We start from the raw sequence: 25,251 nt of genomic DNA on the forward strand, positions 1-25,251 counted from the left end.
TCGTCGTTAGTAACCGATTTTAAGGATTTCATTATGTCTGAAATGACTCCCCGTGAGATAGTTCACGAACTTAACCGCCATATTATTGGTCAGGATAATGCAAAACGCGCGGTCGCTATCGCATTGCGCAATCGTTGGAGACGCATGCAGCTAGACGAAAGTCTTCGTGTTGAAGTTACTCCGAAAAATATTTTAATGATTGGCCCTACCGGTGTTGGTAAAACGGAAATTGCCCGTCGTCTGGCAAAACTGGCTAATGCGCCTTTTATGAAGGTTGAAGCGACCAAATTTACGGAAGTCGGTTACGTTGGTAAAGAAGTTGAAACCATTATTCGCGATCTGACGGAAGTAGCTGTCAAAATGACCAAGCAGCAGGCGATGGAGAAAGTTAAATTCCGGGCAGAAGAACTGGCTGAGGAGCGGGTTCTTGATGCGCTTTTACCTCCGGCACGCGATTCATGGGGACAGGATGAAAAAGCGGACGAGTCTTCTCACACCCGTCAGATTTTCCGTAAGAAGCTGCGTGAAGGTCAGTTAAACGATAAAGAAATTGAAATCGATGTTGCAGCTCCGCAGATGGGTGTAGAAATTATGGCGCCTCCTGGTATGGAAGAAATGACCAATCAGTTGCAGGGTATGTTTCAGAATTTAGCGGGTGATACGAAGAAAAAGCGTAAGCTAAAGATTAAAGATGCGATGAAAGGTTTAACGGAAGAAGAAGCCGCTAAGCTGGTCAATCAGGATGAGCTGAAAGAGAAAGCCATTTATAACGTCGAGAATAACGGCATTGTTTTCATCGACGAGATAGACAAAATTTGTAAGCGTGGCGAATCTTCGGGCCCGGATGTTTCCCGTGAAGGTGTTCAGCGGGACTTACTGCCTCTTATTGAAGGTAGTACCGTTCAGACGAAACATGGAATGGTTCGTACGGATCATATTCTTTTCGTTGCTTCTGGTGCATTTCAGGTATCCAAACCTTCGGACCTGATTCCTGAGCTTCAGGGACGTTTGCCGATCCGGGTTGAGCTGGAAGCATTATCCAGTGATGATTTCAAACGTATTCTGACGGAGCCTAAAGCTTCGTTGACGGAGCAGTACGTTGCTTTGCTGAAAACAGAAGAGGTAAACATTGAGTTTACTGAAGATGGCATTGAACAGATTGCGAATGCAGCATGGCGGGTAAATGAAACAACAGAAAACATCGGAGCCAGAAGGCTTCATACCGTAATGGAACGTTTGATGGACGATATTTCCTACCAAGCTTCTGAAAAATCAGGTGAATCTATGAAGGTTGATGCTGATTATGTGAAAGAACGCCTCGGCGAGTTGGTTGAAGACGAAGATTTGAGCCGTTTTATCCTGTAATCGCGCTTTCTATTCTTGCAATAAACGGCCCGCTAATGACAGCGGGCTTTTTATTATGTGTCATTTCAGCGTATACTGGCATCCTTGTCATTAACGTTTTATAAATGATGAATAGATCACTTGCAATCTGGTTCGATGCAGCCAGACCTAAAACTTTACCTTTGGCTTTGGTGTCAATCTTTACCGGCAGCGCGTTGGCTTATTCGATAGGTCAGTTTTCCTGGGTTGTTGCTATATTGGCATTTGTGACGGCCACTTTGTTGCAGATTCTGTCCAATCTGGCAAATGATTATGGGGATGCCGTCAAAGGAACCGATAATGAATCCCGTCTGGGACCTGTCAGAGCAATTCAGTCCGGTGCAGTTTCATTAGAAGACATGAAGCACGCTATCTGGATCAATATGGTTTTTACTGTGATATCCGGATTAACGCTTATTTTTATTGCCCTTGATAGCGTGGAAAGTATTTTAGCATTCATGGGATTAGGTGTTTTAGCTATGTTGGCAGCTATCGCTTATACCATGGGTAATAAACCTTATGGATATGTCGGATTAGGCGATTTGTCAGTGTTTATTTTCTTTGGCTTGCTGGGTGTCTTTGGCACCTTCTTTCTGCATACCGGAACGGTATCGCTGGATTTATTACTTCCTTCGGTCGGATGTGGTTTGCTTGCCGTTGCGGTTTTGAATGTCAACAATATGCGTGATATTGAAAACGATCTGGAATGCGGTAAAAAGACGGTTGCCGTAAGATTGGGACAAAGTTGGGCAAAACGCTATCATTTTGTATTACTGGCGGGAGCTTTAATTGCTTTTGGCAGTTATTTATGTGTTCAGTCTGGCGTTAACTGGGTTAATTTACCTTTTGCAATCAGTATTATACTGGTAACAAAGCACGCACTGGCAGTAAAAGCGGCGACTCAGCCTGTTCATATTGCGCCTATGTTACCGGCAATTGTGAAATGTTCCGTTTTAACTAACCTTTTGTTTGTTGGGGTTGTTGTTGCTCAAACTATGCTGAGTTAATTGAGGTTTGTCATTGCATTGACGTAATCAAAAGATATACTCGTTAATATACCTACCAATAGAGAATGATGGCTATGGAATATAATACTTCTGCGCTATGTGATATTTATCTGGATCAAGTAGATGTTGTTGAACCTATGTTCAGTAACTTTGGCGGACGGGCGTCTTTTGCAGGACAAGTCACCACGATTAAGTGTTTTGAAGACAACGGCATCATTCGTGAAACGCTGGAACAGGATGGCCTGGGACGAGTTTTGTTAGTTGACGGCGGTGGCTCTTTACGCCGGGCCTTAGTCGATGCTGAAATTGCAACGATGGCTGAAGAAAACGAATGGGAAGGTATTATTGTCTACGGTTGTGTCAGGGAAATTGATGAACTGGAAGAAATGAACATCGGTATCCAGGCCCTGGCATCCATTCCGGTCGGTGCTGTTGCTCAAGGTATCGGAGAAATGGATATACCGGTTAATTTTGGTGGAGTTACCTTTTTACCTGAAGATTATCTGTATGCGGATAGCACCGGCATTATTCTATCACAGGAACCGTTAAGTGCAGATTTAGATGATGTTGAAGACATTGACGAAGCAGATGACGATGACGACGAATAATCTCGTTTGATTGATTCTCTTTGTATAAACCGGGGCTTATATCGCTCCGGTTTCCATTGTTTGTTTTCTGAGCTTCAATGCCTGAAAGTAGCCTGAAACGCCACTCATTACATTGCCAGCCGCAATACCGACAAATAATCCCTCAACGCCATAATAGAACCCACCTAACCAGGAACAGGGAAGAATGCAAATAAACAGCCGGAAGAAGTTCCATAAAAAAGCCTGAATAGGTTTGTGGAAGGCATTCATCGTTGAAACCAGCATCATAACTATTCCCTGAAATCCATAACTTACCGGAACAATGACAAGGTATTGCCACAACAGCTCTTTTACGCCTTCTTCCTGAGAGAAAAGATGGGATATCGGAATACTGACCGGAACCATCATAATAAAAATAACCAGTTGGAATAGGATGGCAAAGCGCATACTCAGAAAAAGTCCTGAAAAGGTTCTTTTATAGTTCTTGGCTCCTACGTTTTGGGCCAGAAATGGGGTCAGTGACGATGTTAATGACATCAGAACAATTAAAAGCACGGATTCTACTCTTTGGGCTGCGCCATAAGCTGCAACCGCAGAGGTGCCGAACCGTGAGAGCAGAGCCATCAAAACGGCACCGGACATAGGATTCATAGCGGAAGAAAAAGCGGCAGGGGTACCGACGGTTAACACGGATCTCCAGTCAGAAACCATATACTGAAATCCCGGTTTTGTGATTTTCTTTTTAAGAACAAGAAAATAAATGGAAGCCAGTAATCCGACAAGCCAGCTGATGGCACTGGCAATGGCGGCGCCTTTCATTCCCATTTCCGGGAAAGGGCCGATACCAAAAATAAACAGTGGGTCGAGAGCACCATTTATCAGACCTGATAAGATCATGATTTGTGCTGGTGTCTTAGTGTTTCCGGATGCTCTGATCGCACTGTTTCCGGCCATAGGGAAAACCAGCAGAGGAATGGCCAGATACCAGATATACATGTAATCGTGAATGAGTGGCAATAATGCTTCCGGAGCCCCCAGTAACCGGAAAACACCATTTAATGTAATGATACCAAGAAAAGAAGCGACACTAACCAGTATTATGGCGAGAATGATGCCATGTGTTGCAAATTCGGCTGCCCGGATACGTTTTCCCTGCCCCAGTAATTTTCCAATTTGGACTGATAATCCGACACCGATTCCCATCGTAATACAGTTGATACCAAACGTGACCGGGAAAGTATAACTAACGGCTGCAAGCGCGTCTGTTCCCAGTAATGAAATAAAAAAAGTATCCACCAGATTAAACATCAGCACGGCTATCATTCCAAATGTCATTGGAATGGTCATTCTGCGTAGAACGTCAGGAATAGGATCAGTCAGCAGACCGTGTTTATCATGCATATCAGTATTGTGGGGTAGCAGTGTCAGGAATAGTAAGGATACGGAATAAATGTTTTTCCGACCAGAGTTATTGCGAATAATAAAAGACCAGCGCTGATAATCAGGCTGGTCTTTGGATGATGTAAGTTATTTTTTAATAACTTATGCTTTGGCTTCTGCCGCTGCTTTTACGATTGCAGCAAAGCTTTTTGCATCCAGAGAAGCACCGCCAACCAAAGCACCATCGATGTCTGGTTGTGCAAAGTAAGTAGCTGCGTTTTCTGGTTTAACAGAACCGCCGTACTGGATAATTACCTGTTCTGCCACAGCAGCATCTTTTGCTGCAATTAAGCCACGGATAGATGCATGGATGCGTTGAGCATCGTCTGCAGTTGCTGCTTTACCAGTACCGATAGCCCAGATTGGTTCGTAAGCAATGATAGCGCCGTTAAATGCTTCAACGCCAAGAAGATCGATAACCGCATTGATTTGACGGGCACATACCGCTTCAGTTTCGCCAGCTTCGTTCTGAGCTTCAGTTTCACCAATACACAAAACCGGAACAAGACCGTTTTCTTTCAGGAACGCGAATTTTTTCGCAACGTATTGATCAGATTCACTGTGGTAGTCACGACGTTCTGAGTGACCGATGATAACGTGAGTGACACCAAATTCTTTATACATTTCAGGAGAATTATCACCAGTGAATGCGCCGCTGTTTGTTAGATCCGTATCTTGTGCGCCAAGGATGATTTTTTCTTGACCTTCAGCGATAGTGCGTTCAGCAAGGTCTAAATATACTGCTGGTGGCGCTACTGCAACATCAACACCTTGTACACCTTTAATTTCAGCATCAAGACCGCTAATCAGGTCTTTGACCATTGCTTTGCTACCGTTTAATTTCCAGTTACCCATAACTACAGGACGACGCATAGGAATATCTCCATATTCAAATTAATATACAAATAAAATCATGCATCAGAATATATCAGATAAGGACAAGTAAATCATGATGCTTGTCATGTCTTTCTCGGATCTAGTTATATCTATGCATAATAGTGGTAATAGTGTTTTTGTATCGGAAAGAAGTGAAGAACACAGAGTGAAGAATCATTGTGAAGGATAAATTATGCCAAATCTAATCATGGAATATTCGAATTCAGTGGATGAAAGAGCTAGCGTCCCATTATTGCTTGAATCTTTGCATCAGGGGCTGATAGACAGTGGATTATTTGAAGTGCCGGCAATAAGATCCCGTGCGATTCGTATTAATGACTGGTTGATTGGTTCTTCTGAAGACCGGGAAGATTTTATTCATGTTACCTTAGAATTGATGGAAGGGCGTTCTGATGAGCAAAAAAATCGGCTGGCTGAGGCGATCATTCATATTTTATCAGAGCATGCCGCCAGTATTGAGTCCCTTACCGCTACTGTCAGAGAAGTTTCTTCTGCAGGTTTTCTTAAATTTGCTCATCAAGTTTAGTCATTCATCATTATGTTTGCTTGTGTATCCATTGGTTTTCAGGCACGCCTGTATCGATCAAGTGGGATGATTTCGGCACTTTGAGGTTCTTCGTCGGTTGTTTTAATCAGAGCAAACTGGAATTTGTGCATCTGGGTCGCCAGTTCCTGCATCAGTTTTATATTGGAGTGTAGTGGGTTTTTACAGGAATCCACTAATCTGTCGATATAACTTTGTTGGGCCCAGAGCCTGTCTCTCATTATGTCTGAAGAGCACATAATGGCCTCTTCGCAGATATCCTGTTTTAAAATATCAAAGGCTTCTGGATTTTCTTTTGCTAAATCCATTAGCTCGTCAAAAGAAGGCAGCGCTTCCATAACTATTCTCCTTATAGTTTCACTATATTGATTACAATATCAACAACAATAATCATATAGCACACCAGAGGAATTTGCCGAAAATTTCTTCAAATGTCTCATTTTTGATAATTATAGCCGGGTGATTTTGTATGTACACCTTCTTTGGCCCGAGACGATATGTTCTTGCCTTACAATGTTACAGCTGTTTTGCAACAGGATCTGAAAAATATGAAGCTCTGACTGGCAAAATTCCGGACACCGGGTTGCGGCGCGGCAGATTGGACAATGATTTTCTATGAGAAGAAAATGATCCGGCGCTTTCTGCAATTCGACCATATAACCTTCATCTTCTCTTAACTGAACGAGTGCGGTGAGTTTTTCTTCAAGTGTCCGGCAGTCTTTTAATACCTCACTGTAAGTCCGAAGCGTGTGTTCTTCTCTTTCCTCAGCAATTTTTTTCAGCCCTTGTTTACCATAAATGGATTCAACGGCATCGATAATCTGGACAGCGAGATCATTATGTCTGTCTATAAATTGTTCATGGCCATCCGGCGTTAATGTCCAATGACGTGTTGGACGGCCGACTTTGACTTTGACATCATAAAATTCAATCAGACCATCATCTTCTAATGCCTGCAGGTGTTGTCTGGCACCCATTGTGGTCATTTCAAATTTATCTGCAAGATACTTTGCAGTGACATTGCCTTCTCTTTTTATAGTATGAAGTATCTTATCGGAAGTTTTCATAGTGTCTCCTCTGTCGGTACTTCATTATTCCCAGTCTATTTTATAAAGTAAACCGTTGACTATTTACAAGAATGAATTTTTCACCTATAGGTCTGATTTATAAATTTACATTTTTTGCAAAAATTATCACATTTTTCTTACTCTCCCCCTTGGATCTCTGTTTTTATGCCCCACATAATGATCACGAGCCAAGTAATACGGCTCATTTCATTAACTAAAACGGATAAATTTTAAATCAGGAGAGACGACAGATGAATATTCGTCCATTGCATGACCGAGTTATCGTTGAACGTCAAGAAGTTGAATCAAAATCAGCGGGTGGAATCGTATTAACCGGTTCTGCAGCAGAAAAATCAACTCGTGGTAGTGTCCTAGCGGTTGGTAAAGGCCGTATTCTTGAGAACGGTTCTGTTCAGCCTTTGGATGTTAAAGTTGGTGATACTGTTATTTTTTCTGAAGGTTTTGGTACCAAAACAGAAAAGATCGATGGCAAAGAAGTATTGATCTTATCTGAAAGCGATATCCTTGCAATCGTTGAGTAAGAACGCAATCGTTGAGTAACCTTCGCTCTAATTATTTGTACTAACGAAAAGAATTGTGAAAAGGAAATAAAAAGATGGCTGCTAAAGACGTCAAATTTGGAAATGATGCTCGCGTAAAAATGCTTGCGGGTGTAAATGTTCTGGCAAACGCGGTTAAAGTAACTCTGGGACCAAAAGGTCGTAATGTTGTTTTAGACAAATCTTTTGGTGCTCCATCGATCACTAAAGATGGTGTTTCTGTCGCTCGTGAAATTGAACTTGAAGACAAGTTTGAAAACATGGGTGCACAAATGGTTAAAGAAGTTGCATCTCAGGCAAACGATGCGGCTGGTGACGGAACAACAACAGCAACAGTTATTGCACAGGCAATCGTTAATGAAGGCCTGAAAGCCGTTGCTGCCGGCATGAACCCAATGGATCTGAAACGTGGTATCGACAAAGCTGTTGTTGCTGCCGTTGAAGAACTGAAAACACTGTCAGTGCCATGTTCAGATAATAAAGCTATTGCTCAGGTCGGTACTATTTCTGCGAATGCTGATGAAAGTGTTGGCAGTATTATCGCTGAAGCGATGGAAAAAGTAGGTCGTGATGGCGTTATCACGGTTGAAGAAGGCCAGGGCCTTAAAGACGAATTAGACGTTGTTGAAGGTATGCAGTTCGACCGCGGCTATTTGTCTCCATACTTCATCAATAATCAGGAAGCCGGTTCTGTTGATCTGGAAAATCCATTTATTCTTCTGATTGATAAAAAAGTATCTAATATTCGTGAACTGTTACCAGTATTGGAAGCGGTTGCTAAAGCATCCCGTCCATTGCTTATCATTGCAGAGGATGTTGAAGGCGAAGCACTGGCAACACTTGTTGTGAATAACATGCGCGGTATTGTAAAAGCAGCGGCAGTAAAAGCACCTGGTTTTGGTGATCGTCGTAAAGCAATGCTGCAGGATATTGCGATTCTGACTGGCGGTACTGTCATTTCTGAAGAAATTGGTCTGGATCTTGAAAAAGCGACTCTGGATGATCTTGGTCAGGCAAAACGAATCACAATCACGAAAGAAAATACAACTGTGATTGATGGTGCCGGTGAACAAGCTGCAATTGAAGGTCGGGTAACTCAGATCCGCCAGCAGATTGAAGAATCCACTTCTGATTACGATAAAGAAAAACTTCAGGAACGAGTTGCTAAACTGGCTGGCGGTGTTGCGGTTATCAAAGTTGGTGCAGCTACTGAAGTTGAAATGAAAGAGAAAAAAGACCGTGTTGAAGATGCGCTTCATGCGACTCGTGCTGCGGTTGAAGAAGGTGTTGTTGCCGGTGGTGGTGTTGCACTTATCCGTGCTGCATCAAAACTTGTTGACTTAACCGGTGATAACGAAGATCAGAATGTTGGTATTCGTGTTGCACTTCGCGCTATGGAATCTCCGGTACGCCAGATTGCGGCTAACGCAGGTGATGAAGAATCCGTTGTTGCTAATGGTATTAAGAACGGCGAAGGTAACTATGGTTACAACGCAGCAACTGGTGAATATGGTGATATGCTTGCGTTCGGTATTCTGGATCCAACAAAAGTAACCCGTAGTGCACTTCAGTTTGCGGCATCCGTTGCTGGTCTGATGATTACAACTGAAGCGATGGTTACTGATTTACCTAAAGACGAAGCGCCTGCAATGCCTGATATGGGCGGCATGGGTGGAATGCCAGGTATGATGTAATACATTCGTATCTGCTTTTCGCGAAAAAATTGGCGGCTATTATTTTATTAGCCGCCAATTTTTAATTTATACCAAAGTCTCTCTTTCCTCTCTTTCGACTTATTTCGTATTATATTCTTTTCTCACATTGTATTTCGGATGACTTCATGAACATTCAAGGATTGGATATTCCCGGCCTGCGTATCCTCAATTGGTCCCTCGCTCCTCACCAGCATTGGGGGATATTTGTTACGCAGAGTTCGGTCTCGAAACCGCTGGAACAACTATTCCATAGACACTATTCGGAAATAACGGAATTACCGGCAACCATCGGATTTGTTTCTTTGAGTGAACAGCAAAAACTCCATGAAGACGAAATCACTAAAGATGAAACCGATTTTAATAATTTCATCGATTATGGTTCTACCGTTGAAGAGCTTATTAAAGATGTTGGTTGTGATGATGATAAAGCGGAAGAATTGCTTGAGCGGCTGAATCTAACCGGATTAAAACAGAGAGGTTTCCGTCAGTTATCAACCGGTGAAACCCGTCGGGTTATGCTTGCCAGAGCCATGGCATCAGAACCTGATATGCTTTTTTTAGAAGAGCCTTATGCGGGGCTTGATGTTGAGAACCGGGCGTTGCTTAAACAGGTATTGGATCAGTTGGCCTCAGTCTGTCAGTTGGTGGTTCTGGCCTCCCGGGTTGAGGAAATGCCATCGTGCCTGACTCATATTGCCTTGTTTGATGGTAAGTCATTATCGCAGACTATGACCACGGAAGAGTGGCAGACAAATCCTGTTGTGCGACAGCTAAATGCTCTTTCGGAGCAGAAAAGTGAACAGTACGTCAGGTTGATCAATCAGTATGGCGATCAGCCAGAACTGCCGTCACCATTGCTGAATATGAACAATGCTAAGGTTGAATACACAGATGGCTTAATATTCGGAAATTTAAACTGGACGGTGAAGGAAGGCCAACACTGGCAAATCCGGGGGCCTAATGGTTGCGGTAAAAGTTCTTTGCTGGGATTGATTACCGGTGATCACCCTCAATGTTACAGTAATGACATTCAGGTTCTCGGTTATCAGCGAGGAGGTGGGGAAAGCATTTGGGATGTTAAGAAGAAAATAGGCATTGTTTCATCTTCTCTGCATCTTCAGTACCGGGTGGGATGTAGTGCTTTGGATGTTTTGCTTTCGGGTTTTTTCGATTCTATTGGTCTTTATGAATCGCCATCGGCCAATCAGGTTAACATTGCAAATCAGTGGCTGGCAGTGTTGGGAATGACGGATTATAAGAAGGACAGCTTCACCTCCCTTGAGTATGGCCAGCAGAGGTTATTATTGATTGCCAGAGCATTGATTAAACGTCCAGCTCTGCTGATTCTGGATGAACCGTATCAGGGTCTGGATTATCTGAGCAGGCAATTAATCATGAAGGTTGTAGATAAAGTCGCTCAGTTTAATCTGAGCCATCTATTATATGTAACCCATCATAAAGAAGATCAGCTTTCTTCAATATGTCATTACGTGGACTTTATACCTAATAACGGACCGGGCTTTACGCCGGTGATTCATCATGGGGTAGAAAGCTGAGCGCGCTTTTGTAAAAAACAGCCTGATGCAATTGCATCGGGCTGATTCATTTCTGTCCTGGCTGTTATTCAAGATGCAGATCCAATGGTATTTTGCTACTTCTTCCTCCGACTTCTCTGGTTAGCTGGGGAACCAGATAACCGGATACTTCAGCAATGAGCCCAGCCATTAATTTTTTAGCCTTCTCGTCAGAGACATAGTAGTGTGCGGCTCCCTGGACTCTATCCAGAACATTCAGGTAATAGGGCATAATTCCGCTGGAAAATAGTGCTTCACTTAACGTAACCAGTGCATCTACTGAATCATTGACACCTTTAAGTAGTACCGACTGATTTAATAACGTGACATTGGCGTCACGTAGCTGATGAAATGCCTGACGGAGTTCATGATTGATTTCATTGGCGTGATTTATGTGTGAAACCAAAACGATGTTTAACGGTGTGCGGGTTAACAGGTCAACGAACGACGCCGTTATCCGGGAAGGAATCACTACGGGTAGTCGGGAATGAATTCTCAGTGTTTTTACATGTGCGATGGATTCAAGTTGCTCCATAAACCAGGATAATTCGTGGTCTTTTGCCATCAGAGGATCACCGCCGGACAGAATGACCTCGTTCACTTCCGGGTGCCGGGCGATGTAACTGAGGTTCTCTGTCCAAACGGACTTCCCCCCTTTATTGCTTTGATATGGAAAGTGACGCCGGAAGCAATAACGACAGTTGATTGCGCAACCACTTTTAAAAATGAGTAATACCCGGTTTTTATATTTGTGCAAAAGCCCCGGTTGTTCTGTGTCGTGCTCATCCAGTGGATCATTGGAATAGCCTTTATGGACATCAAACTCATCTGCCAGTGGCAGAACTTGCCTGAGCAAAGGATCATTGGGGTTTCCTTTTTCCATTCTTTCTATAAAGCTGACAGGTACTCTTTGTGGAAAAAGTTTTTTTGCTTCAAACCCCTGACTCCATGGTGATGGATCAATATTGAGGTATTTGAGTAGAATTTGCGGATCTGAGATCGCATTCGTCAACTGTTTGAGCCAGTTTTGCTCAACAGAATCTAATTTTCGGGTTATTATGTCGGACATTGAATTTAACTCGAAGAATGTAAGAGGAAAAAATGGCTACTGCTAGCACGAATGAATTTAAAGGCGGTCTTAAAATTATGCTTGATAATGAGCCTTGTTCCATTCTCGAAAATGAGTATGTAAAACCTGGCAAAGGACAAGCATTCAACCGCGTTAAAATCCGTAAACTGCTTTCTGGTAAAGTACTAGAAAAAACATTTAAATCAGGCGATACCGTTGAAGTCGCAGATGTCATGGATATCGATTTAGATTATCTTTATAACGATGGTGAATTCTACCACTTTATGAACAATGAAACATTCGAACAAATCGCTGCTGATGAAAAAGCGGTAGGTGAGAATGCTAAATGGCTGGTTGAAAACAACACCTGTATGTTGACTTTATGGAATGGTAATCCAATTTCAGTGACACCACCAAACTTTGTTGAGCTTGAAGTCGTTGAAACGGATCCTGGCCTTAAAGGAGATACTCAGGGTACCGGTGGTAAGCCAGCAACCTTGACAACTGGCGCGGTTGTTCGGGTTCCTTTATTTATCCAAATCGGTGAGGTGATCCGTGTTGATACACGTTCAGCAGAATATGTGAGCCGGGTAAAATAACTAACAAAACTAGTGGTATATCGCGAAATATATTTGAGCGAAAAGAATACAAGAAAAAGGCTGAACGTGAATGGTTCAGCCTTTTTTATATTTTACTATTTATTTACTAACGTCATTGTTATGTTAGATCATAAATACAAACACAACGCCAAGTACAGTGATAGCAAACGCAATTGCATAACACAGGAACTTGACCAGTGAACCAGTGTGGATTTTCAGATCATGCATACCGTGGTGAAGACGGTGCATACCATGCCACATTGGCAGCGCCAGCGTCAGAATGACAAAAATGCCACCAATAAAGCTGCCGGCAAAATCCGCCACTCTGTCATAGCTGAATGCGTCCGCATCCAGAATACCCAGCGGTGCCAAAACACCAAGTACAAGGATTGTGACCGGTGAAATCATGGCAAACCAGGTACCACCAGCACCAAACAGACCCCACCATACCGGCTCGTCGGAACGTTTTGGATGTTGATTAATCACAGTCTTCTCCTTATACCAATAGCAATACGATGATTGAAATCACGACAACCGCTGCCCACTGACCGCCAACAATCAGTTTTGTATCAATCTCTTTGCCGTTCAGTTTGATTGGCATGACTTTCGGCAGCATGCCGAAAAATGTATGCGCGTGGTAAAGTGACCCCAGCAGCGCAAGAATATCGATAATGATGACAACCGGGTTAGACATAAATGATAACCAGCTTGCCCAGGCTTCCGGGCCCTGTACCAATGCACCCAAACCAAACGTCAGGAATACCGTAAACAGGAGCAGGGGTAATACCGTTCCTTCACGTAACATGTAAAAACGGTAGAACGGATTGTTGTTCCACCAGGTCCGTTTCATTTCTCTTACATAAGGCTTACGATTACTCATCTTCTTATGACTCCTGTGGTTTTAGCATGGCAATCACAAAGTCTTTTGATGACTCAAGTTTGCCCTGGTTAACTGCTGCTGCAGGGTCAACGTGTTTCGGACACACTTCAGAGCAGTAACCGACAAACGTACAGCCCCAGACACCGTTTTCACCGTTGATTATATCCATACGCTCAGCCTTACCGTTATCACGGGTATCCAGATTGTAACGGTGCGCCAGCGTCAGCGCCGCAGGACCGATAAAGTCAGGATTCAGACCAAACTGAGGACAGGCTGCATAGCAAAGACCACAGTTGATACACGCCGCAAACTGTTTGTAACGGGCCATCTCTTCCGGTGTCTGCAGGTTAGTGCCGTCTTCCGGTTTGCGGTCGTTACCAAGAATGTAAGGTTTAATGGCTTCCAGACGCTCGATAAACGGAGTCATGTCCACAATTAAGTCTTTCTCAATCGGGAAATTCGCCAGCGGCTCAATCTTGACACCATTCGGATAATCACGCAGAAACGTTTTACACGCCAGTTTCGGTACGCCACCAATCATCATGCCGCAAGAGCCACAAATGGCCATACGACAGGACCAGCGGAATGACAGGTGTTTGTCCAGATTGTCTTTGATGTACATCAGCGCATCCAGAACCGACATGGTTTCATTGAATGGCACTTCGTACGACTGTAGATATGGTTCAGCATCCTTTTCAGGGTCATAACGCAGAATATCTACCTTTTGCATGCGTTGTGGGGTCATTATGCCTTCTCCTCTGCGCTTTTTGCTGCCGCCGCTTCTTCCGCTGCTGCTTTTTCAGCTGCATCACCATACAGACGCGCTTTCGGTTGCGATTTGGTAATCGTTACCGGACTGTAGTCAATCTTCGGTGCGCCCTCTGGGTTGTAAAAGGCCAGCGAGTGTTTCAGATAATTAACGTCATCCCGTTCCTGACAACCTTCGTCTAAACGTTGGTGTGCGCCACGGGATTCGTGACGGTTAATCGCAGAGTGAACCATTGCTTCCGCAACATCTAAGCCATAACCCACTTCGATTGCATAAAGAAGGTCAGTGTTAAATACATTGCCTTTGTCTTTGATGCTGATTTTTTTGTAACGTTCTTTCAGCTCAGCCAGTTTGTCGATGGTCTGCTGCATCAGGTCTTCCTGACGGTAAATACCACAACCGGCTTCCATGCTCTGCCCCATCTCGGTACGGATGGTTGCCCAGTTCTCGTCACCTTCCTGAGTGCGGAGCGCCTCAATACGGGCTTCCACTTCTTTTACCTGTGCCGCGATTTTCTTATCATCCCAGCCGGCAAACTTGTCCACGTGTTTCACCGCGCTTTCGCCCGCAACCCGGCCAAGTACCACGAATTCCGCCAGTGAGTTAGAGCCCAGACGGTTAGCGCCGTGCAATCCGGAAGACGCACATTCACCCACCGCAAACAACCCTTTAATACGGGTTTCACACGCCGGGTCAACTTCAATACCACCCATGGTGTAGTGAACCGTCGGACGAATTGGAATCGGCTCTTTCGCCGGGTCTACGTTAACGTACGCTTTGGCCAGCTCACAGATAAACGGCAGACGTTCTTCCAGGTATTCTTCACCCAGATGACGAAGGTCCAGATGCACCACATCACCCAGTGGGTGCTGAATGGTGTTGCCTTTCTGTTGCTCATGCCAGAAAGCCTGCGACACTTTGTCTCGCGGACCTAATTCCATGTATTTGTTCTTCGGCTGACCCACCGGTGTTTCCGGTCCCAGACCGTAGTCCTGCAGATAACGGTAACCGTTTTTGTTCAGCATGATACCGCCTTCACCACGACAACCTTCGGTCATCAGAATACCGGTACCCGGCAGACCTGTCGGGTGATACTGAACAAATTCCATATCACGCAGTGGTACGCCGTGACGGTAAGCCATCGCCATACCATCGCCCGTAACAATACCGCCGTTGGTGTTGCAGTGATACACACGACCCGCACCACCGGTTGCCAGTATGACGGATTTGGCTTTGATGATGACCATCTCGCCTTCTGACATGTGAATAGCAAGCAGACCCTGAATTTCATCGCCGTCAACCAGCAGGTCAACCACAAAATATTCATCAAAACGTTTAATTTGTGGGTACTTCATTGAAGTCTGGAACAAAGTATGAAGCATGTGGAAGCCGGTTTTATCCGCTGCAAACCAGGTGCGTTCAATTTTCATTCCGCCAAAACGACGTACGTTCACTTCGCCGTTTTCTTTACGGCTCCATGGACAACCCCATTGTTCCATTTGGGTCATCTCGCGGGTTGCGTTTTCAACAAAATATTCCACAACATTTTGTTCACACAACCAGTCGCCACCGCCAACCGTATCATTGAAGTGGTTATCCAGTGAATCTTCTTCTTTGATGACAGCCGCTGAGCCGCCTTCCGCTGCAACGGTATGCGAACGCATTGGGTAAACTTTAGAAATCAGAGCGACTTCCAGGTTTGGATTTGCTTCGGCTGCTGCAATCGCTGAGCGAAGACCGCCGCCACCGGCACCAATGACCGCGATATCTGTGGTAAAAGTTTGCACAGTTATCCTCCAGTGAGAGAAAATTTGCGGGGGAATCCCGCTTGTTATCATAAAAAGCGTAAAGCTTTGGAATCTAAACTATAGTCTACGGTAGCCATGTTTCGAAAAAATTGACACTGTTAGGTTTTTGATCGAGAAAAAATTTTATTTCTGTGATTATTGTTTTATGTGAGATCTGCATCACGCTTTTTTTTCTCAAATAAGCGAGGTAGACTCCTATTTTTTGTTATCAGTGAAAAAGTTATGACCAAATCAGACTGGCAGCCATCTGCAACGATTGAGTTTTTACAGAACAGAGCATTCATCATCAAAAAAGTACGTCATTTTTTCGAAGAAAGAAGTGTATTAGAAGTGGATACGCCCGTGTTAAGTCATGCCACTGTTACTGATATCCATTTGCAAACATTTAAAACCGACTTTGTTGGTCCTGGTTATGCCGAAGGTAAAACAGTCTATTTAATGACCAGTCCGGAGTTTCATATGAAACGATTATTGGCGGCAGGCAGTGGCTCAATCTATCAAATTGGTAAGTCATATAGAAATGAGGAGTGTGGACGGCATCACAATCCCGAATTTACTATGCTGGAGTGGTACCGGGTTGGGTTCGATCACCATGATTTAATGGATGAAATGCATGAGTTTCTTCAAACGATACTGGGCGTCTCCGAGACCCGGAGAATGACCTATCAAGAAGTATTTATTGAGTGTCTGGGGGTTTGTCCTCTGGAATCTTCTCTTGATGAATTAAAACAAGTCGCCAGTCAGCTGAAATTAAGCGATATCGCTGAACCGGAAACAAACCGGGATACGTTGCTACAACTGTTGTTTTCTGTCGGTATTGAAAATCAGATTGGTCAGAAATATCCTGTCTTCATTTATAATTTTCCCGCAACTCAGGCGGCACTGGCGAAAATTAACCCCGATGATGACCGGGTGGCCGAAAGGTTTGAAGTCTATTTCCAGGGTATCGAACTGGCCAATGGATTCCATGAACTTGAGAATGCCCGGGAACAACGGATCAGATTCGAAGAGGATAATAATGCCCGTCGGAATATGGGGCTGGAGGCTCAGCCTATTGATGAGCACCTAATTGATGCTTTATCGGCTGGTTTTCCTAAGTGTTCCGGGGTCGCTTTAGGCATTGATCGTTTAATTATGTTAGCGTTAGGGGCTGAGAATATCAGGGATGTTATTGCGTTTGATTTTCCAAGAGCGTAATCATAATTTTTCCGGGGAGGGACGTTTTTCTTGATGAGTAGCACTCGCGTCATTGAACTAACCCCGTTATACTCCTTTTTTATTTGAACAACTAACTACTAATACAGAGCTTGATATATGCAAGAGTACATTCAGTTTTTTCAGCAGAACCTGCTGTTATCGATCGCATGGGTGGCCATTGTCGTTGCGATTGTTTTTAATTTTGTGAAATCGGCCTCAGCCAAATATAAATTCATTTCTGTCAATGAACTCACACATTCTGTGAACAAAGAGAATGCAGTAGTGGTGGACATCCGTACCAGAGATGAATTTAAACAGGGACATATCACCAATTCGGTCAATGTACTTCCATCTGATATCAAATCCGGTAACTGGGGAACGCTTGAAAAACACAAAACAGACCCAATTATTCTGGTATGTAAAAATGGACAGACTGCTCAAGAGAATGCAGTGGTTCTGATAAAAGCCGGTTTTGAAAAAGTAACCGTGTTAAAAAATGGCCTGGTTGCATGGAACGAAGGTAATCTTCCTCTTGTGCGTGGTAAGAAATAATTTATTTTTCATATTTTGACGATTTTAAGTAAAGGAATTCCTCATGTCTGAAGCAGAACAACAAGCCCCTGAACAAAACTTTACCATTCAAAGAATTTACCTGAAAGACCTGTCTTTTGAAGCGCCTAATTCCCCGGTTATGTTCCAAAAAGATTGGGATCCGAATGTGAATCTTGATCTGGATACTCAGAGTAAGGAATTGGGTGAAGGTGTTTACGAAGTGGTGCTTCGTTTAACGGTAACGGTTAAAAATGAAGACGAAACGGCCTTCCTTTGTGAAATTCAACAGGGCGGTATTTTTACGGCTGAGAAAATGGAAGCTGGTCAGCTTGCTCATTGCCTGGGCGCTTTCTGTCCAAATATTCTATTCCCTTATGCCCGTGAAACGATTTCAAGTTTAGTTGTTAAAGGTACATTCCCACAACTGAATTTGGCTCCGGTTAATTTTGATGCGTTGTTCATGAATTATCTTCAGCAACAGGCTGAAAAAGACGGAGATAGCTCTCAGGCGTAATTGTTCAGAGAGTTTCTCACCATGAAGCTTTAATGTTAAGTGCACAGAGCATCTGACGTTTGTTGATGAACGAATGATGTGTTGTGCACTTTTTACTTTTATTTAGTTCAATAAAACACTTAGGCAATCCCATGACAGATTTAATCACAGCCCCAAGGGATCATGCACAAATTTCGATTAGTGTTATTGGTGCTGGATCGTATGGTACTTCTCTGGCGATTTCTCTGGCCCGTAATGGATCGAACGTTATTCTGTGGGGACACGAACCCGAGCACATGGCGCGTCTGGAAGCGGACCGGGAAAATAAGCAGTTTCTGCCTGATGTCAGTTTTCCAGATAGTTTGATTATTGAGAAAGACCTGGAGAATGCGGTGCAGGCATGCCGGGACTTGCTGATTGTTGTGCCAAGTCATGTGTTTGGTCTTGTTTTGCAATCCATTAAGCCTTTTTTGCGGGAGGACTCTCGTATTTGCTGGGCGACGAAAGGTTTGGAACCCGATACCGGACGTTTACTACAAGACGTTGCCATTGAACAGTTAGGTGATAACTGTTCTTATGCGGTATTGTCCGGACCGACGTTTGCCAAAGAGCTTGCTTTAGGGATGCCAACGGCCATTTCTGTTGCATCTAATGATTCTCAATTTGTTGAGGATCTTCAGGATAAAATCCACTGTAGCCGTTCTTTCCGGGTGTATGCCAATGATGATTTTATTGGTTTACAACTGGGTGGTGCCGTTAAAAATGTCATTGCGATTGGTGCTGGTATTTCGGATGGAATTGGTTTTGGTGCGAATGCCCGTACCGCTTTGATTACCCGCGGACTGGCAGAAATGTCCCGTCTTGGGGTGGCTCTTGGGGCTTTACCTGAAACATTTATGGGAATGGCAGGACTGGGTGATTTAGTGTTAACCTGTACTGATAATCAATCACGAAACAGACGATTTGGACTGGCTTTAGGAGCAGGGAAATCTGTTGAAGTGGCTCAGGATGAAATCGGGCAGGTGGTTGAAGGGTACAGAAATACCAAAGAAGTGTATCTGTTGGCTCAACGGGTTGGGGTGGAAATGCCCATCGTTGAACAGATCTATCAGGTTTTGTATCAGGGTAAAAATGCTCAAATAGCAGCAAAAGATCTACTTGCAAGAGATAAAAAAGCAGAGTGAAAACTCAATAGATAACAAGCAAGTATCGGGAGAAAGTTGAGTCAATGAGTCAATGTAGAAAAGAACAGGTCTGGCAGACGATAATAAAGGAGGCCAGAGAGCTTGCCGAGCAGGAACCGATGCTGGCAAGTTTTTATCATGCCACCATTATCAAACATGATAGCTTGGCTTCGGCACTAAGCTATATCTTAGCCAATAAATTACAGACACCATCTATGCCGGCTATGGCGGTCAGAGAAGTGGTTGAAGAAGCTTACGGTTCTGATCCGGATATTACCGGTGCGGCGGCCTGCGATATCTGTGCCACGGTCAGCCGGGATCCTGCCGTTGCTCAATATTCAATACCATTGCTCTACCTGAAAGGTTATCACGCTTTGCAAGGATACCGGGTTGCTAACTGGTTGTGGAGACAGGGACGACGGGCTCTGGCAAGTTACCTTCAGAATCAGATATCAGTTGCCTGTCAGGTAGATATCCATCCGGCGGCAAAAATTGGGCGTGCTATTATGCTGGATCATGCGACAGGTATTGTTGTTGGTGAGACGGCTGTTATTGAGAATGATGTTTCCATTCTTCAGGATGTGACGCTTGGTGGTACCGGTAAAGAATCGGGTGACCGGCATCCGAAAATCCGTGAGGGTGTTATGATTGGAGCCGGAGCTAAAGTTCTTGGAAACATTGAAGTGGGAGAGGGTGCGAAAATTGGTTCGTGTTCTGTCGTGCTACAGTCTGTCCCTCCTCATACTACAGTTGCGGGTGTTCCTGCTAAGATTGTCGGGCGTCCTATTTCTGAAAAACCATCACTGGATATGGATCAGCAATTTAATGGTAAATCCCAGACATTTATTGGTGGAGACGGTATTTAGGCTATTGCTGATAAAAAGAAAGGCTAAACAAAAGAGAGGACAATCTGTCCTCTCTTTATCGTTATCAGGAAATTATGTTGAGTTCATTAAGAGCTTCTTCAGCCCAGACTATCCATGCTTCTCTTGCGAGAATATTTCTACGCAGTGTCAGTCTTTCAAGTCTTTGATGTTTATCTAAAGTTTCTGGAGCAGCATAGTATGCAGCTTCGATCTCTTTAAAGTGATCAACCAGTCTTTTAGACTCACTGATTAAGTCAACCACCTGATTTCTGTACGGTGCTGATGGCTGTACTGCACAAGCCATCAGTTTTGCACAAAATTCATCACGGACAGTAGGATGAGCTGTTGGTTGATCGAACCATTCAGTTAATGTCTTTTTCCCTTCAGTTGTGATGGAATAGACTTTTCTGTCTGGTTTTCCTTCTTGAGGTTCTAGTACGCAGGTAACTAGGCCTTGTTGTCCCATTTTGTTGAGCTCACGGTATACTTGTTGATGGCTGGCCTTCCAAAAGTAACCGATGCTGGAGGAAAACTCTTTGGTTATATCGTATCCGGTTGCATCGCGAGTACTCAAAACAGTAAGGATTACGTGTGGTAATGACATGTCTGAAATCCAAAATAGTTAATAAAAATTACAATCAAATTGAATCTTGTTAAGCTTCTGTGGCCCAATCATTTGCGATTCAAATTCCCAGCACAATGTACTGGTTCTGTCACCTAAAAGCCGGTATCTAGCTAACCATGAGTGATATACAACTTGCCGACTGCAACTGTTGTTTAAGATATTTATTGCAGTACGTAAATTGTATAACTAAATAATAACTATAAACAGTATGAAGGGGACAATTTGGGGCTAAATTATAATTTTATTTTTAATTTTTTGATTTTTTAAAATAAAAGGCCGCATAATAGCGACCTTTTTTACCATTTATAGTACATTATATTGTTTTATCAGCCAGTATTTCGCATTCCTGCTGCAATACCTGCGATGGTAATCATTAAGGCCTCTTCTAACTCAGACGGAGTTTCTTCGTATTGTCTGGTTCGGAACAGAAGTTCTGCCTGAAGCATATTTAGCGGTTCAATATAAATGTTACGCAAACGAATCGATTCCTGACCCCACGGATCCCGTTGCATCAGGTTCTCGTTATTTTCAACGTTCAAGACGGATTTAATGTCTTTTTCCAGTTGTTCCCTTAGCTTGTCTCCTAATGGGATTAAACGCTCTTCTACGAGACGTTCATCATAGTACCGGGAAATATTGGCGTTACATTTGGTGTACACCATTTCCAGCATGCCTAATCTTGTTGAGAAAAATGGCCATTCACGACACATTTCTTCAAGCAGAGTCTGATGTCCTTTATCGACTGAGAATTGAATGGCTTCTCCGGCACCCAGCCAGGCAGGTAACACCAGGCGGTTTTGACTCCAGGAGAAAATCCATGGAATGGCTCTCAGGCTTTCGACACCTCCGGTTGGATTTCGTTTTGCCGGACGGGAGCCCAGAGGCAGTTTGCCGAGTTCTTGTTCCGGAGTGGCCTGACGGAAATAAGGAACGAAGTCAGGTTCACCACGAACCACGTTACGATAAGCTTCACAAGACACTTCTGACAGAACCTCCATCAGATCCCGCCACTCTTTTTTCGGCTCTGGTGGTGGCAGTAAGTTTGCTTCCAGAATGGCGCTGGCATATAGGTTGAAGCTGTTTACGGCGACATCCGGAAGACCTAGTTTGAAACGAATCATTTCACCCTGTTCGGTAACCCGCAGGCCGCCTTTCAGACTTTTTGGTGGCTGAGACAGCAATGCAGCATGAGCCGGTGCCCCGCCACGTCCAATAGAACCACCACGGCCATGGAATAGTGTCAGATCAATATCAGCATCTTCACTGACATTAACCAGAGCTTCCATTGCCCGGTACTGGGCCCAGCCAGCTGCTAATGCCCCGGCGTCTTTTGCTGAATCAGAGTAGCCGATCATGACCATTTGTTTGTTTTGAATAAAGCCACGGTACAGATCGATGTTAAACAGTTGAGTCATTACGGACTCTGCATTGTTTAAATCTTCAAGAGTTTCAAATAATGGGCAGACATCCATACGGTACGGACAGCCACATTCCTGAAGCAGTAAGTGAACCGCAAGCACATCTGATGCTGTTCTGGCCATTGAGATAATATAGGCACCAAAGGCATCGCGAGGATAACCGGCAATGGTTTTGCAGGTATCAAGAACTTCTTTCACTTCCGGAGACGGTTCCCAGTCTCTTGGAATTAACGGACGTTTTGAGGCCAGTTCATTGCTCAGGAAGGCAACTTTGTCCTGTTCACTCCACTGGTCGTAGTCACCCAGCCCTAAATAGCGGGTAAGTTCAGATAAAACATTAGCATGTCTGGTGCTTTCCTGACGGATATCGAGGCGAACCAGATTGACGCCAAATGCTTTAATGCGGCGAAGTGTGTCCAGCAGGTTACCATCCGCGATTTTTGCCATACCACACTCATGTAATGACTGGTAACAGGCATAAAGTGGTTCCCAAAGCTGGCCGGCATCTTTAAGAGGCGCCTTGATTGGTAGTTGCTGTCCGTGAACTTTTGCGTCAAGAATTTCGATAGTGTCATTCAACAGGCTACGAAGTTCTTTCAAAATGGCTCGGTAAGGTTCGTGTGCATTGTCACCAGCCAGCTTGCGAACACTATCATTGCACTTAGTCATCGATAGTTCTCTAACCAGCTCATTAATATCATTCAGATAGAGATCGGCTGCTTTACAACGCGATTGTAGCAATACCTCACGAGTGATTGCGTGGGTTACATACGGGTTGCCGTCCCGGTCGCCACCCATCCACGAAGAGATATGAACCGGTGCCGCACCGATAGGTAAGCCTTCACCCAGATACTCTTTTGTTTTTTCATCAAATTCGCGTAAAAACTCAGGAATGGCTTCCCAAAGAGAATTCTCGACGACAGCCAGACCCCATTTGGCTTCATCAAGCGGTGTTGGACGTTGTTTACGGATAACATCTGAGTGCCAGAACTGAGCAATAACCTGCTCCAGACGACGTTGTGTCCGTTTTCTTTCTTTATCTGAAAGATCAAGCTCTAGCTTAGATAAACACTCATTAATATTAACGAGCTGGTTTATCATTGTTCTGCGGTTAATCTCCGTTGGGTGGGCAGTCAGCACGAGTTCGATATTTAAATCTCTGATCGCTTGTGCGGTATCAAGCTTACTGATTTTTTTATCAGTCAGTTTGGCAAAAAGCGAGTTGATTGCATCTGGTTCGCGGATTTTCGTATCGCAATGACGGGAAATCGTATGATACTGCTCTGCAATATTTGTGAGATTTAAGAACTGGTTGAATGCTCGGGCTACCGGTGTCAGCTGGTCATCAGTTAAATTCTGAATTTCTTTAACCAGGGCATCGTAGTCTGATTTATCACCATTACGGGCAGATTTAGATAGCTTACGAATGGTTTCTACTTTCTCAAGAATAATGTTGCCATCTGCATCCAGGATAGTATCCCCTAATACTCGTCCTAACATGCTCACATTACTTTTGAGTGCAGCGTATGTTTCGTTCATTGTTATGTTCCTGCCTTGAAATAAAATTACATCCCATGTTCTTTGTCAGCTAAACAATTTAGCGAAAGACTCATCGCCAAGTCAATTAGACAATAGCGAAGTCCTTGTATTATCTACTTCGTCAATAGAAATAGAAATAAAAAATTGAAAGAAAATTTCAAAAGTTTTCTTTCAATAATGAAATAAAGTTAGATTTTTACATTCAGTCAATTAATCAAATCATGCGTTAAAAACAGTACTTATGTATTGACCTTTTCAATAAGCTGATTGTTGGGTCAATAAAGTCAAATGACAGAAATTCATCAGGTTGATGAGCCTGATCTATTGAGCCCGGTCCCAGAACAATTGTGGAACTGACTTCCTGCAGATACGGTGCTTCGGTACAATAATTCACAGTTTCTGCTTTTGTACCACACAAATCTCCCATTTCTTTTACGAAATGATGGTTATGATCACACTCGTATCCCGGAATGGAATCATGCAGAGGTTTCATTTCGACACATCCCGGCCATTTTTCAAACACATTGTTTAATGTTCCCCGGAGAAAGTTGTCCAGATTATCCAGACTAATTCCCGGTAAAGGTCTTACATCATAGTGTAGTTCACAGCAACCACAGATGCGATTTGCGCTATCACCACCATGAATATGTCCTAAGTTTAGTGTAGGGTAGGGAATTTCAAAGCCCGGATGATGATATTTTTTGATAAGAATATCCCGGGCCTGCATAAGTGCGTACATGACTTCATGCATGATTTCGATAGCATTGATGCCCAGAGCCGGATTGGATGAATGGCCGGATTTTCCGGTGATTCTGATAACGTTCGCGACGTGGCCCTTATGCCCATATATAGGAATGAGCCCGGTGGGTTCTCCTATAATGCAATAGTCTGGCTTGAATGGTGGATGCTCTGAAAAGTGGCGGGCCCCCAGCATTGTGGTTTCTTCATCACAGGTTGCCAGAACATATAGTGGCTTTTTCTGTTTTGACCAATCAATGTTTTTTACGGATTCTATAATAAAAGCAAAGAACCCTTTCATGTCCGCGGTGCCTAAACCATAAAAGCGGTTGTCTTTCTCCGTTAATTTGTGAGGGTCGAAATTCCAGCGTCCTTCATCGAAGGGAACAGTATCAGAGTGGCCGGATAGTAGTAAGCCTCCGTTACCATGGCCCATCCGGGCTATCAGGTTGTGCTTATTCGGAGTAACTTTTACGGTGTCGACATCAAAACCAAGAGATGTAAACCAGCCAGCGAGTTTTGCAATCACTTCAGTGTTTCCTTCATCCCACTTAGGATCACTGGAGCTAATTGAGGATGTTGAAATTAAATCTTGGTAAACGTCCTTAAATTTAGGGAAATTCATAGAAACTTTGCTCCTACTATTGACAGGAATATTCAGAGAAGGTAAAACACATATTAAATCACTTTTTATGAATAAAAAACCAAATAAATAAGAAATTGTAAAATTTATAATCAAT

The 25,251-nt window shown here is 43.7% G+C and carries 25 protein-coding genes; 13 read left to right on the top strand and 12 right to left on the bottom strand.

From position 1 onward, the window contains the following. The first annotated feature begins 33 nt into the window (after positions 1-33). From hslU to rraA, 3 genes are all read left to right on the top strand, one after another. Positions 34-1,365 (top strand): ATP-dependent protease ATPase subunit HslU, encoded by a 1,332-nt coding sequence (hslU, locus tag LRQ06_RS08530; RefSeq protein ID WP_232765945.1) that lies wholly within the window; start codon positions 34-36, stop codon positions 1,363-1,365. Between the two features lie 107 nt (positions 1,366-1,472). Next, positions 1,473-2,390, top strand: a complete 918-nt coding sequence (locus tag LRQ06_RS08535) for a 1,4-dihydroxy-2-naphthoate polyprenyltransferase (protein ID WP_232767118.1) — start codon at positions 1,473-1,475, stop codon at positions 2,388-2,390. 74 nt (positions 2,391-2,464) lie between these two features. Then, positions 2,465-2,998, top strand: coding sequence for a ribonuclease E activity regulator RraA (gene rraA, locus LRQ06_RS08540; RefSeq protein ID WP_232765946.1), 534 nt, complete (start codon positions 2,465-2,467; stop codon positions 2,996-2,998). A gap of 36 nt (positions 2,999-3,034) precedes the next feature. Here the strand turns inward: rraA and LRQ06_RS08545 are convergent, their stop codons facing one another. Beyond that, positions 3,035-4,378 carry an MATE family efflux transporter gene (locus tag LRQ06_RS08545; RefSeq protein ID WP_232765947.1) on the bottom strand — a complete coding sequence of 448 codons (1,344 nt, stop codon included), beginning with the start codon at positions 4,376-4,378 and terminating at the stop codon, positions 3,035-3,037. Positions 4,379-4,519: 141 nt separating this feature from the next. Continuing rightward, entirely contained in the window at positions 4,520-5,290 is a 771-nt protein-coding gene (gene tpiA / locus LRQ06_RS08550; protein ID WP_232765948.1) for a triose-phosphate isomerase, read from the bottom strand. A gap of 196 nt (positions 5,291-5,486) precedes the next feature. On the opposite strand from tpiA, the gene LRQ06_RS08555 reads away from it, so the two are divergent. Beyond that, a complete protein-coding gene (locus tag LRQ06_RS08555; protein WP_232765949.1) occupies positions 5,487-5,840 on the top strand; it encodes a 5-carboxymethyl-2-hydroxymuconate Delta-isomerase in 354 nt (117 codons plus the stop codon). Positions 5,841-5,878: 38 nt separating this feature from the next. Here LRQ06_RS08555 and LRQ06_RS08560 read toward each other — a convergent pair whose 3' ends face one another. Then, positions 5,879-6,196: a DUF3135 domain-containing protein gene (locus LRQ06_RS08560; RefSeq protein WP_232765950.1), complete on the bottom strand. Its 318-nt coding sequence runs from the start codon at positions 6,194-6,196 to the stop codon at positions 5,879-5,881. Positions 6,197-6,307: 111 nt separating this feature from the next. After that, complete coding sequence (locus LRQ06_RS08565) at positions 6,308-6,925, bottom strand: helix-turn-helix transcriptional regulator (RefSeq protein WP_232765951.1); 618 nt, start codon at positions 6,923-6,925, stop codon at positions 6,308-6,310. A gap of 251 nt (positions 6,926-7,176) precedes the next feature. Between LRQ06_RS08565 and LRQ06_RS08570 the strand changes: the two genes are divergently transcribed. From LRQ06_RS08570 to LRQ06_RS08580, 3 genes are all read left to right on the top strand, one after another. After that, a complete protein-coding gene (locus tag LRQ06_RS08570) occupies positions 7,177-7,467 on the top strand; it encodes a co-chaperone GroES (RefSeq protein WP_232765952.1) in 291 nt (96 codons plus the stop codon). A 74-nt stretch (positions 7,468-7,541) separates the two neighbouring features. After that, positions 7,542-9,179 (top strand): chaperonin GroEL, encoded by a 1,638-nt coding sequence (gene groL, locus LRQ06_RS08575; RefSeq protein ID WP_232765953.1) that lies wholly within the window; start codon positions 7,542-7,544, stop codon positions 9,177-9,179. Positions 9,180-9,325: 146 nt separating this feature from the next. Further along, positions 9,326-10,756 (top strand): ATP-binding cassette domain-containing protein, encoded by a 1,431-nt coding sequence (locus tag LRQ06_RS08580; RefSeq protein ID WP_232765954.1) that lies wholly within the window; start codon positions 9,326-9,328, stop codon positions 10,754-10,756. A 64-nt stretch (positions 10,757-10,820) separates the two neighbouring features. On the opposite strand, the gene epmB is transcribed toward LRQ06_RS08580, so the two are convergent. Beyond that, a complete protein-coding gene (epmB, locus tag LRQ06_RS08585) occupies positions 10,821-11,843 on the bottom strand; it encodes an EF-P beta-lysylation protein EpmB (protein WP_232765955.1) in 1,023 nt (340 codons plus the stop codon). Positions 11,844-11,875: 32 nt separating this feature from the next. Between epmB and efp the strand changes: the two genes are divergently transcribed. Further along, entirely contained in the window at positions 11,876-12,442 is a 567-nt protein-coding gene (gene efp / locus LRQ06_RS08590; protein WP_232765956.1) for an elongation factor P, read from the top strand. 123 nt (positions 12,443-12,565) lie between these two features. On the opposite strand, the gene frdD is transcribed toward efp, so the two are convergent. The 4 genes from frdD to frdA are packed head-to-tail and all read right to left on the bottom strand — an operon-like array spanning position 12,566 to position 15,878. Beyond that, positions 12,566-12,928 (bottom strand): fumarate reductase subunit FrdD, encoded by a 363-nt coding sequence (gene frdD / locus LRQ06_RS08595; RefSeq protein ID WP_232765957.1) that lies wholly within the window; start codon positions 12,926-12,928, stop codon positions 12,566-12,568. A 10-nt stretch (positions 12,929-12,938) separates the two neighbouring features. Next, positions 12,939-13,322: a fumarate reductase subunit FrdC gene (frdC, locus tag LRQ06_RS08600; protein WP_232765958.1), complete on the bottom strand. Its 384-nt coding sequence runs from the start codon at positions 13,320-13,322 to the stop codon at positions 12,939-12,941. 4 nt (positions 13,323-13,326) lie between these two features. After that, positions 13,327-14,067 carry a succinate dehydrogenase/fumarate reductase iron-sulfur subunit gene (locus LRQ06_RS08605; protein WP_232765959.1) on the bottom strand — a complete coding sequence of 247 codons (741 nt, stop codon included), beginning with the start codon at positions 14,065-14,067 and terminating at the stop codon, positions 13,327-13,329. Beyond that, positions 14,067-15,878, bottom strand: coding sequence for a fumarate reductase (quinol) flavoprotein subunit (gene frdA, locus LRQ06_RS08610; RefSeq protein WP_232765960.1), 1,812 nt, complete (start codon positions 15,876-15,878; stop codon positions 14,067-14,069). The genes LRQ06_RS08605 and frdA overlap by 1 nt, the downstream gene beginning before the upstream one ends. A 243-nt stretch (positions 15,879-16,121) precedes the next feature. Here frdA and epmA point away from each other — a divergent pair, with 243 nt between their 5' ends. The 5 genes from epmA to cysE all read left to right on the top strand — a co-directional run bounded on the left by epmA (position 16,122) and on the right by cysE (position 20,191). After that, positions 16,122-17,096 carry an elongation factor P--(R)-beta-lysine ligase gene (gene epmA, locus LRQ06_RS08615; RefSeq protein ID WP_232765961.1) on the top strand — a complete coding sequence of 325 codons (975 nt, stop codon included), beginning with the start codon at positions 16,122-16,124 and terminating at the stop codon, positions 17,094-17,096. 117 nt (positions 17,097-17,213) lie between these two features. Beyond that, positions 17,214-17,648 (top strand): rhodanese-like domain-containing protein, encoded by a 435-nt coding sequence (locus LRQ06_RS08620; protein WP_232765962.1) that lies wholly within the window; start codon positions 17,214-17,216, stop codon positions 17,646-17,648. Positions 17,649-17,691: 43 nt separating this feature from the next. Beyond that, on the top strand, positions 17,692-18,162 hold the full coding sequence (secB, locus tag LRQ06_RS08625) for a protein-export chaperone SecB (protein ID WP_232765963.1): 471 nt from the start codon (positions 17,692-17,694) through the stop codon (positions 18,160-18,162). A 131-nt stretch (positions 18,163-18,293) separates the two neighbouring features. Next, positions 18,294-19,325 (top strand): NAD(P)H-dependent glycerol-3-phosphate dehydrogenase, encoded by a 1,032-nt coding sequence (gene gpsA / locus LRQ06_RS08630; RefSeq protein WP_232765964.1) that lies wholly within the window; start codon positions 18,294-18,296, stop codon positions 19,323-19,325. Between the two features lie 44 nt (positions 19,326-19,369). Next, the gene (cysE, locus tag LRQ06_RS08635; protein WP_232765965.1) at positions 19,370-20,191 is read left to right on the top strand and encodes a serine O-acetyltransferase; all 822 of its coding nucleotides are present in this window, start codon (positions 19,370-19,372) and stop codon (positions 20,189-20,191) included. Between the two features lie 64 nt (positions 20,192-20,255). Here the strand turns inward: cysE and LRQ06_RS08640 are convergent, their stop codons facing one another. The 3 genes from LRQ06_RS08640 to argE all read right to left on the bottom strand — a co-directional run bounded on the left by LRQ06_RS08640 (position 20,256) and on the right by argE (position 25,136). Continuing rightward, positions 20,256-20,795 carry a PadR family transcriptional regulator gene (locus LRQ06_RS08640; RefSeq protein ID WP_232765966.1) on the bottom strand — a complete coding sequence of 180 codons (540 nt, stop codon included), beginning with the start codon at positions 20,793-20,795 and terminating at the stop codon, positions 20,256-20,258. A 347-nt stretch (positions 20,796-21,142) separates the two neighbouring features. After that, entirely contained in the window at positions 21,143-23,773 is a 2,631-nt protein-coding gene (gene ppc / locus LRQ06_RS08645) for a phosphoenolpyruvate carboxylase (RefSeq protein ID WP_232765967.1), read from the bottom strand. 226 nt (positions 23,774-23,999) lie between these two features. Further along, entirely contained in the window at positions 24,000-25,136 is a 1,137-nt protein-coding gene (argE, locus tag LRQ06_RS08650; protein WP_232765968.1) for an acetylornithine deacetylase, read from the bottom strand. Positions 25,137-25,251: the final 115 nt, after the last annotated feature.

This window comes from Vibrio salinus (assembly GCF_021272385.1).
Lineage (GTDB): Bacteria > Pseudomonadota > Gammaproteobacteria > Enterobacterales > Vibrionaceae > Vibrio > Vibrio salinus.

Coding starts and splice junctions, on each gene's coding strand:
- gpsA (WP_232765964.1), top strand. CDS start 18,294: ATGACAGATTTAATCACAGCCCCAAGGGATCATGCACAAATTTCGATT.
- LRQ06_RS08580 (WP_232765954.1), top strand. CDS start 9,326: ATGAACATTCAAGGATTGGATATTCCCGGCCTGCGTATCCTCAATTGG.
- LRQ06_RS08555 (WP_232765949.1), top strand. CDS start 5,487: ATGCCAAATCTAATCATGGAATATTCGAATTCAGTGGATGAAAGAGCT.
- argE (WP_232765968.1), bottom strand. CDS start 25,136: ATGAATTTCCCTAAATTTAAGGACGTTTACCAAGATTTAATTTCAACA.
- LRQ06_RS08545 (WP_232765947.1), bottom strand. CDS start 4,378: ATGCATGATAAACACGGTCTGCTGACTGATCCTATTCCTGACGTTCTA.
- tpiA (WP_232765948.1), bottom strand. CDS start 5,290: ATGCGTCGTCCTGTAGTTATGGGTAACTGGAAATTAAACGGTAGCAAA.
- LRQ06_RS08565 (WP_232765951.1), bottom strand. CDS start 6,925: ATGAAAACTTCCGATAAGATACTTCATACTATAAAAAGAGAAGGCAAT.
- epmA (WP_232765961.1), top strand. CDS start 16,122: ATGACCAAATCAGACTGGCAGCCATCTGCAACGATTGAGTTTTTACAG.
- LRQ06_RS08640 (WP_232765966.1), bottom strand. CDS start 20,795: ATGTCATTACCACACGTAATCCTTACTGTTTTGAGTACTCGCGATGCA.
- hslU (WP_232765945.1), top strand. CDS start 34: ATGTCTGAAATGACTCCCCGTGAGATAGTTCACGAACTTAACCGCCAT.
- LRQ06_RS08560 (WP_232765950.1), bottom strand. CDS start 6,196: ATGGAAGCGCTGCCTTCTTTTGACGAGCTAATGGATTTAGCAAAAGAA.
- cysE (WP_232765965.1), top strand. CDS start 19,370: ATGAGTCAATGTAGAAAAGAACAGGTCTGGCAGACGATAATAAAGGAG.
- rraA (WP_232765946.1), top strand. CDS start 2,465: ATGGAATATAATACTTCTGCGCTATGTGATATTTATCTGGATCAAGTA.
- efp (WP_232765956.1), top strand. CDS start 11,876: ATGGCTACTGCTAGCACGAATGAATTTAAAGGCGGTCTTAAAATTATG.
- groL (WP_232765953.1), top strand. CDS start 7,542: ATGGCTGCTAAAGACGTCAAATTTGGAAATGATGCTCGCGTAAAAATG.
- frdC (WP_232765958.1), bottom strand. CDS start 13,322: ATGAGTAATCGTAAGCCTTATGTAAGAGAAATGAAACGGACCTGGTGG.
- LRQ06_RS08605 (WP_232765959.1), bottom strand. CDS start 14,067: ATGACCCCACAACGCATGCAAAAGGTAGATATTCTGCGTTATGACCCT.
- LRQ06_RS08570 (WP_232765952.1), top strand. CDS start 7,177: ATGAATATTCGTCCATTGCATGACCGAGTTATCGTTGAACGTCAAGAA.
- LRQ06_RS08620 (WP_232765962.1), top strand. CDS start 17,214: ATGCAAGAGTACATTCAGTTTTTTCAGCAGAACCTGCTGTTATCGATC.
- ppc (WP_232765967.1), bottom strand. CDS start 23,773: ATGAACGAAACATACGCTGCACTCAAAAGTAATGTGAGCATGTTAGGA.
- secB (WP_232765963.1), top strand. CDS start 17,692: ATGTCTGAAGCAGAACAACAAGCCCCTGAACAAAACTTTACCATTCAA.
- epmB (WP_232765955.1), bottom strand. CDS start 11,843: ATGTCCGACATAATAACCCGAAAATTAGATTCTGTTGAGCAAAACTGG.
- LRQ06_RS08535 (WP_232767118.1), top strand. CDS start 1,473: ATGAATAGATCACTTGCAATCTGGTTCGATGCAGCCAGACCTAAAACT.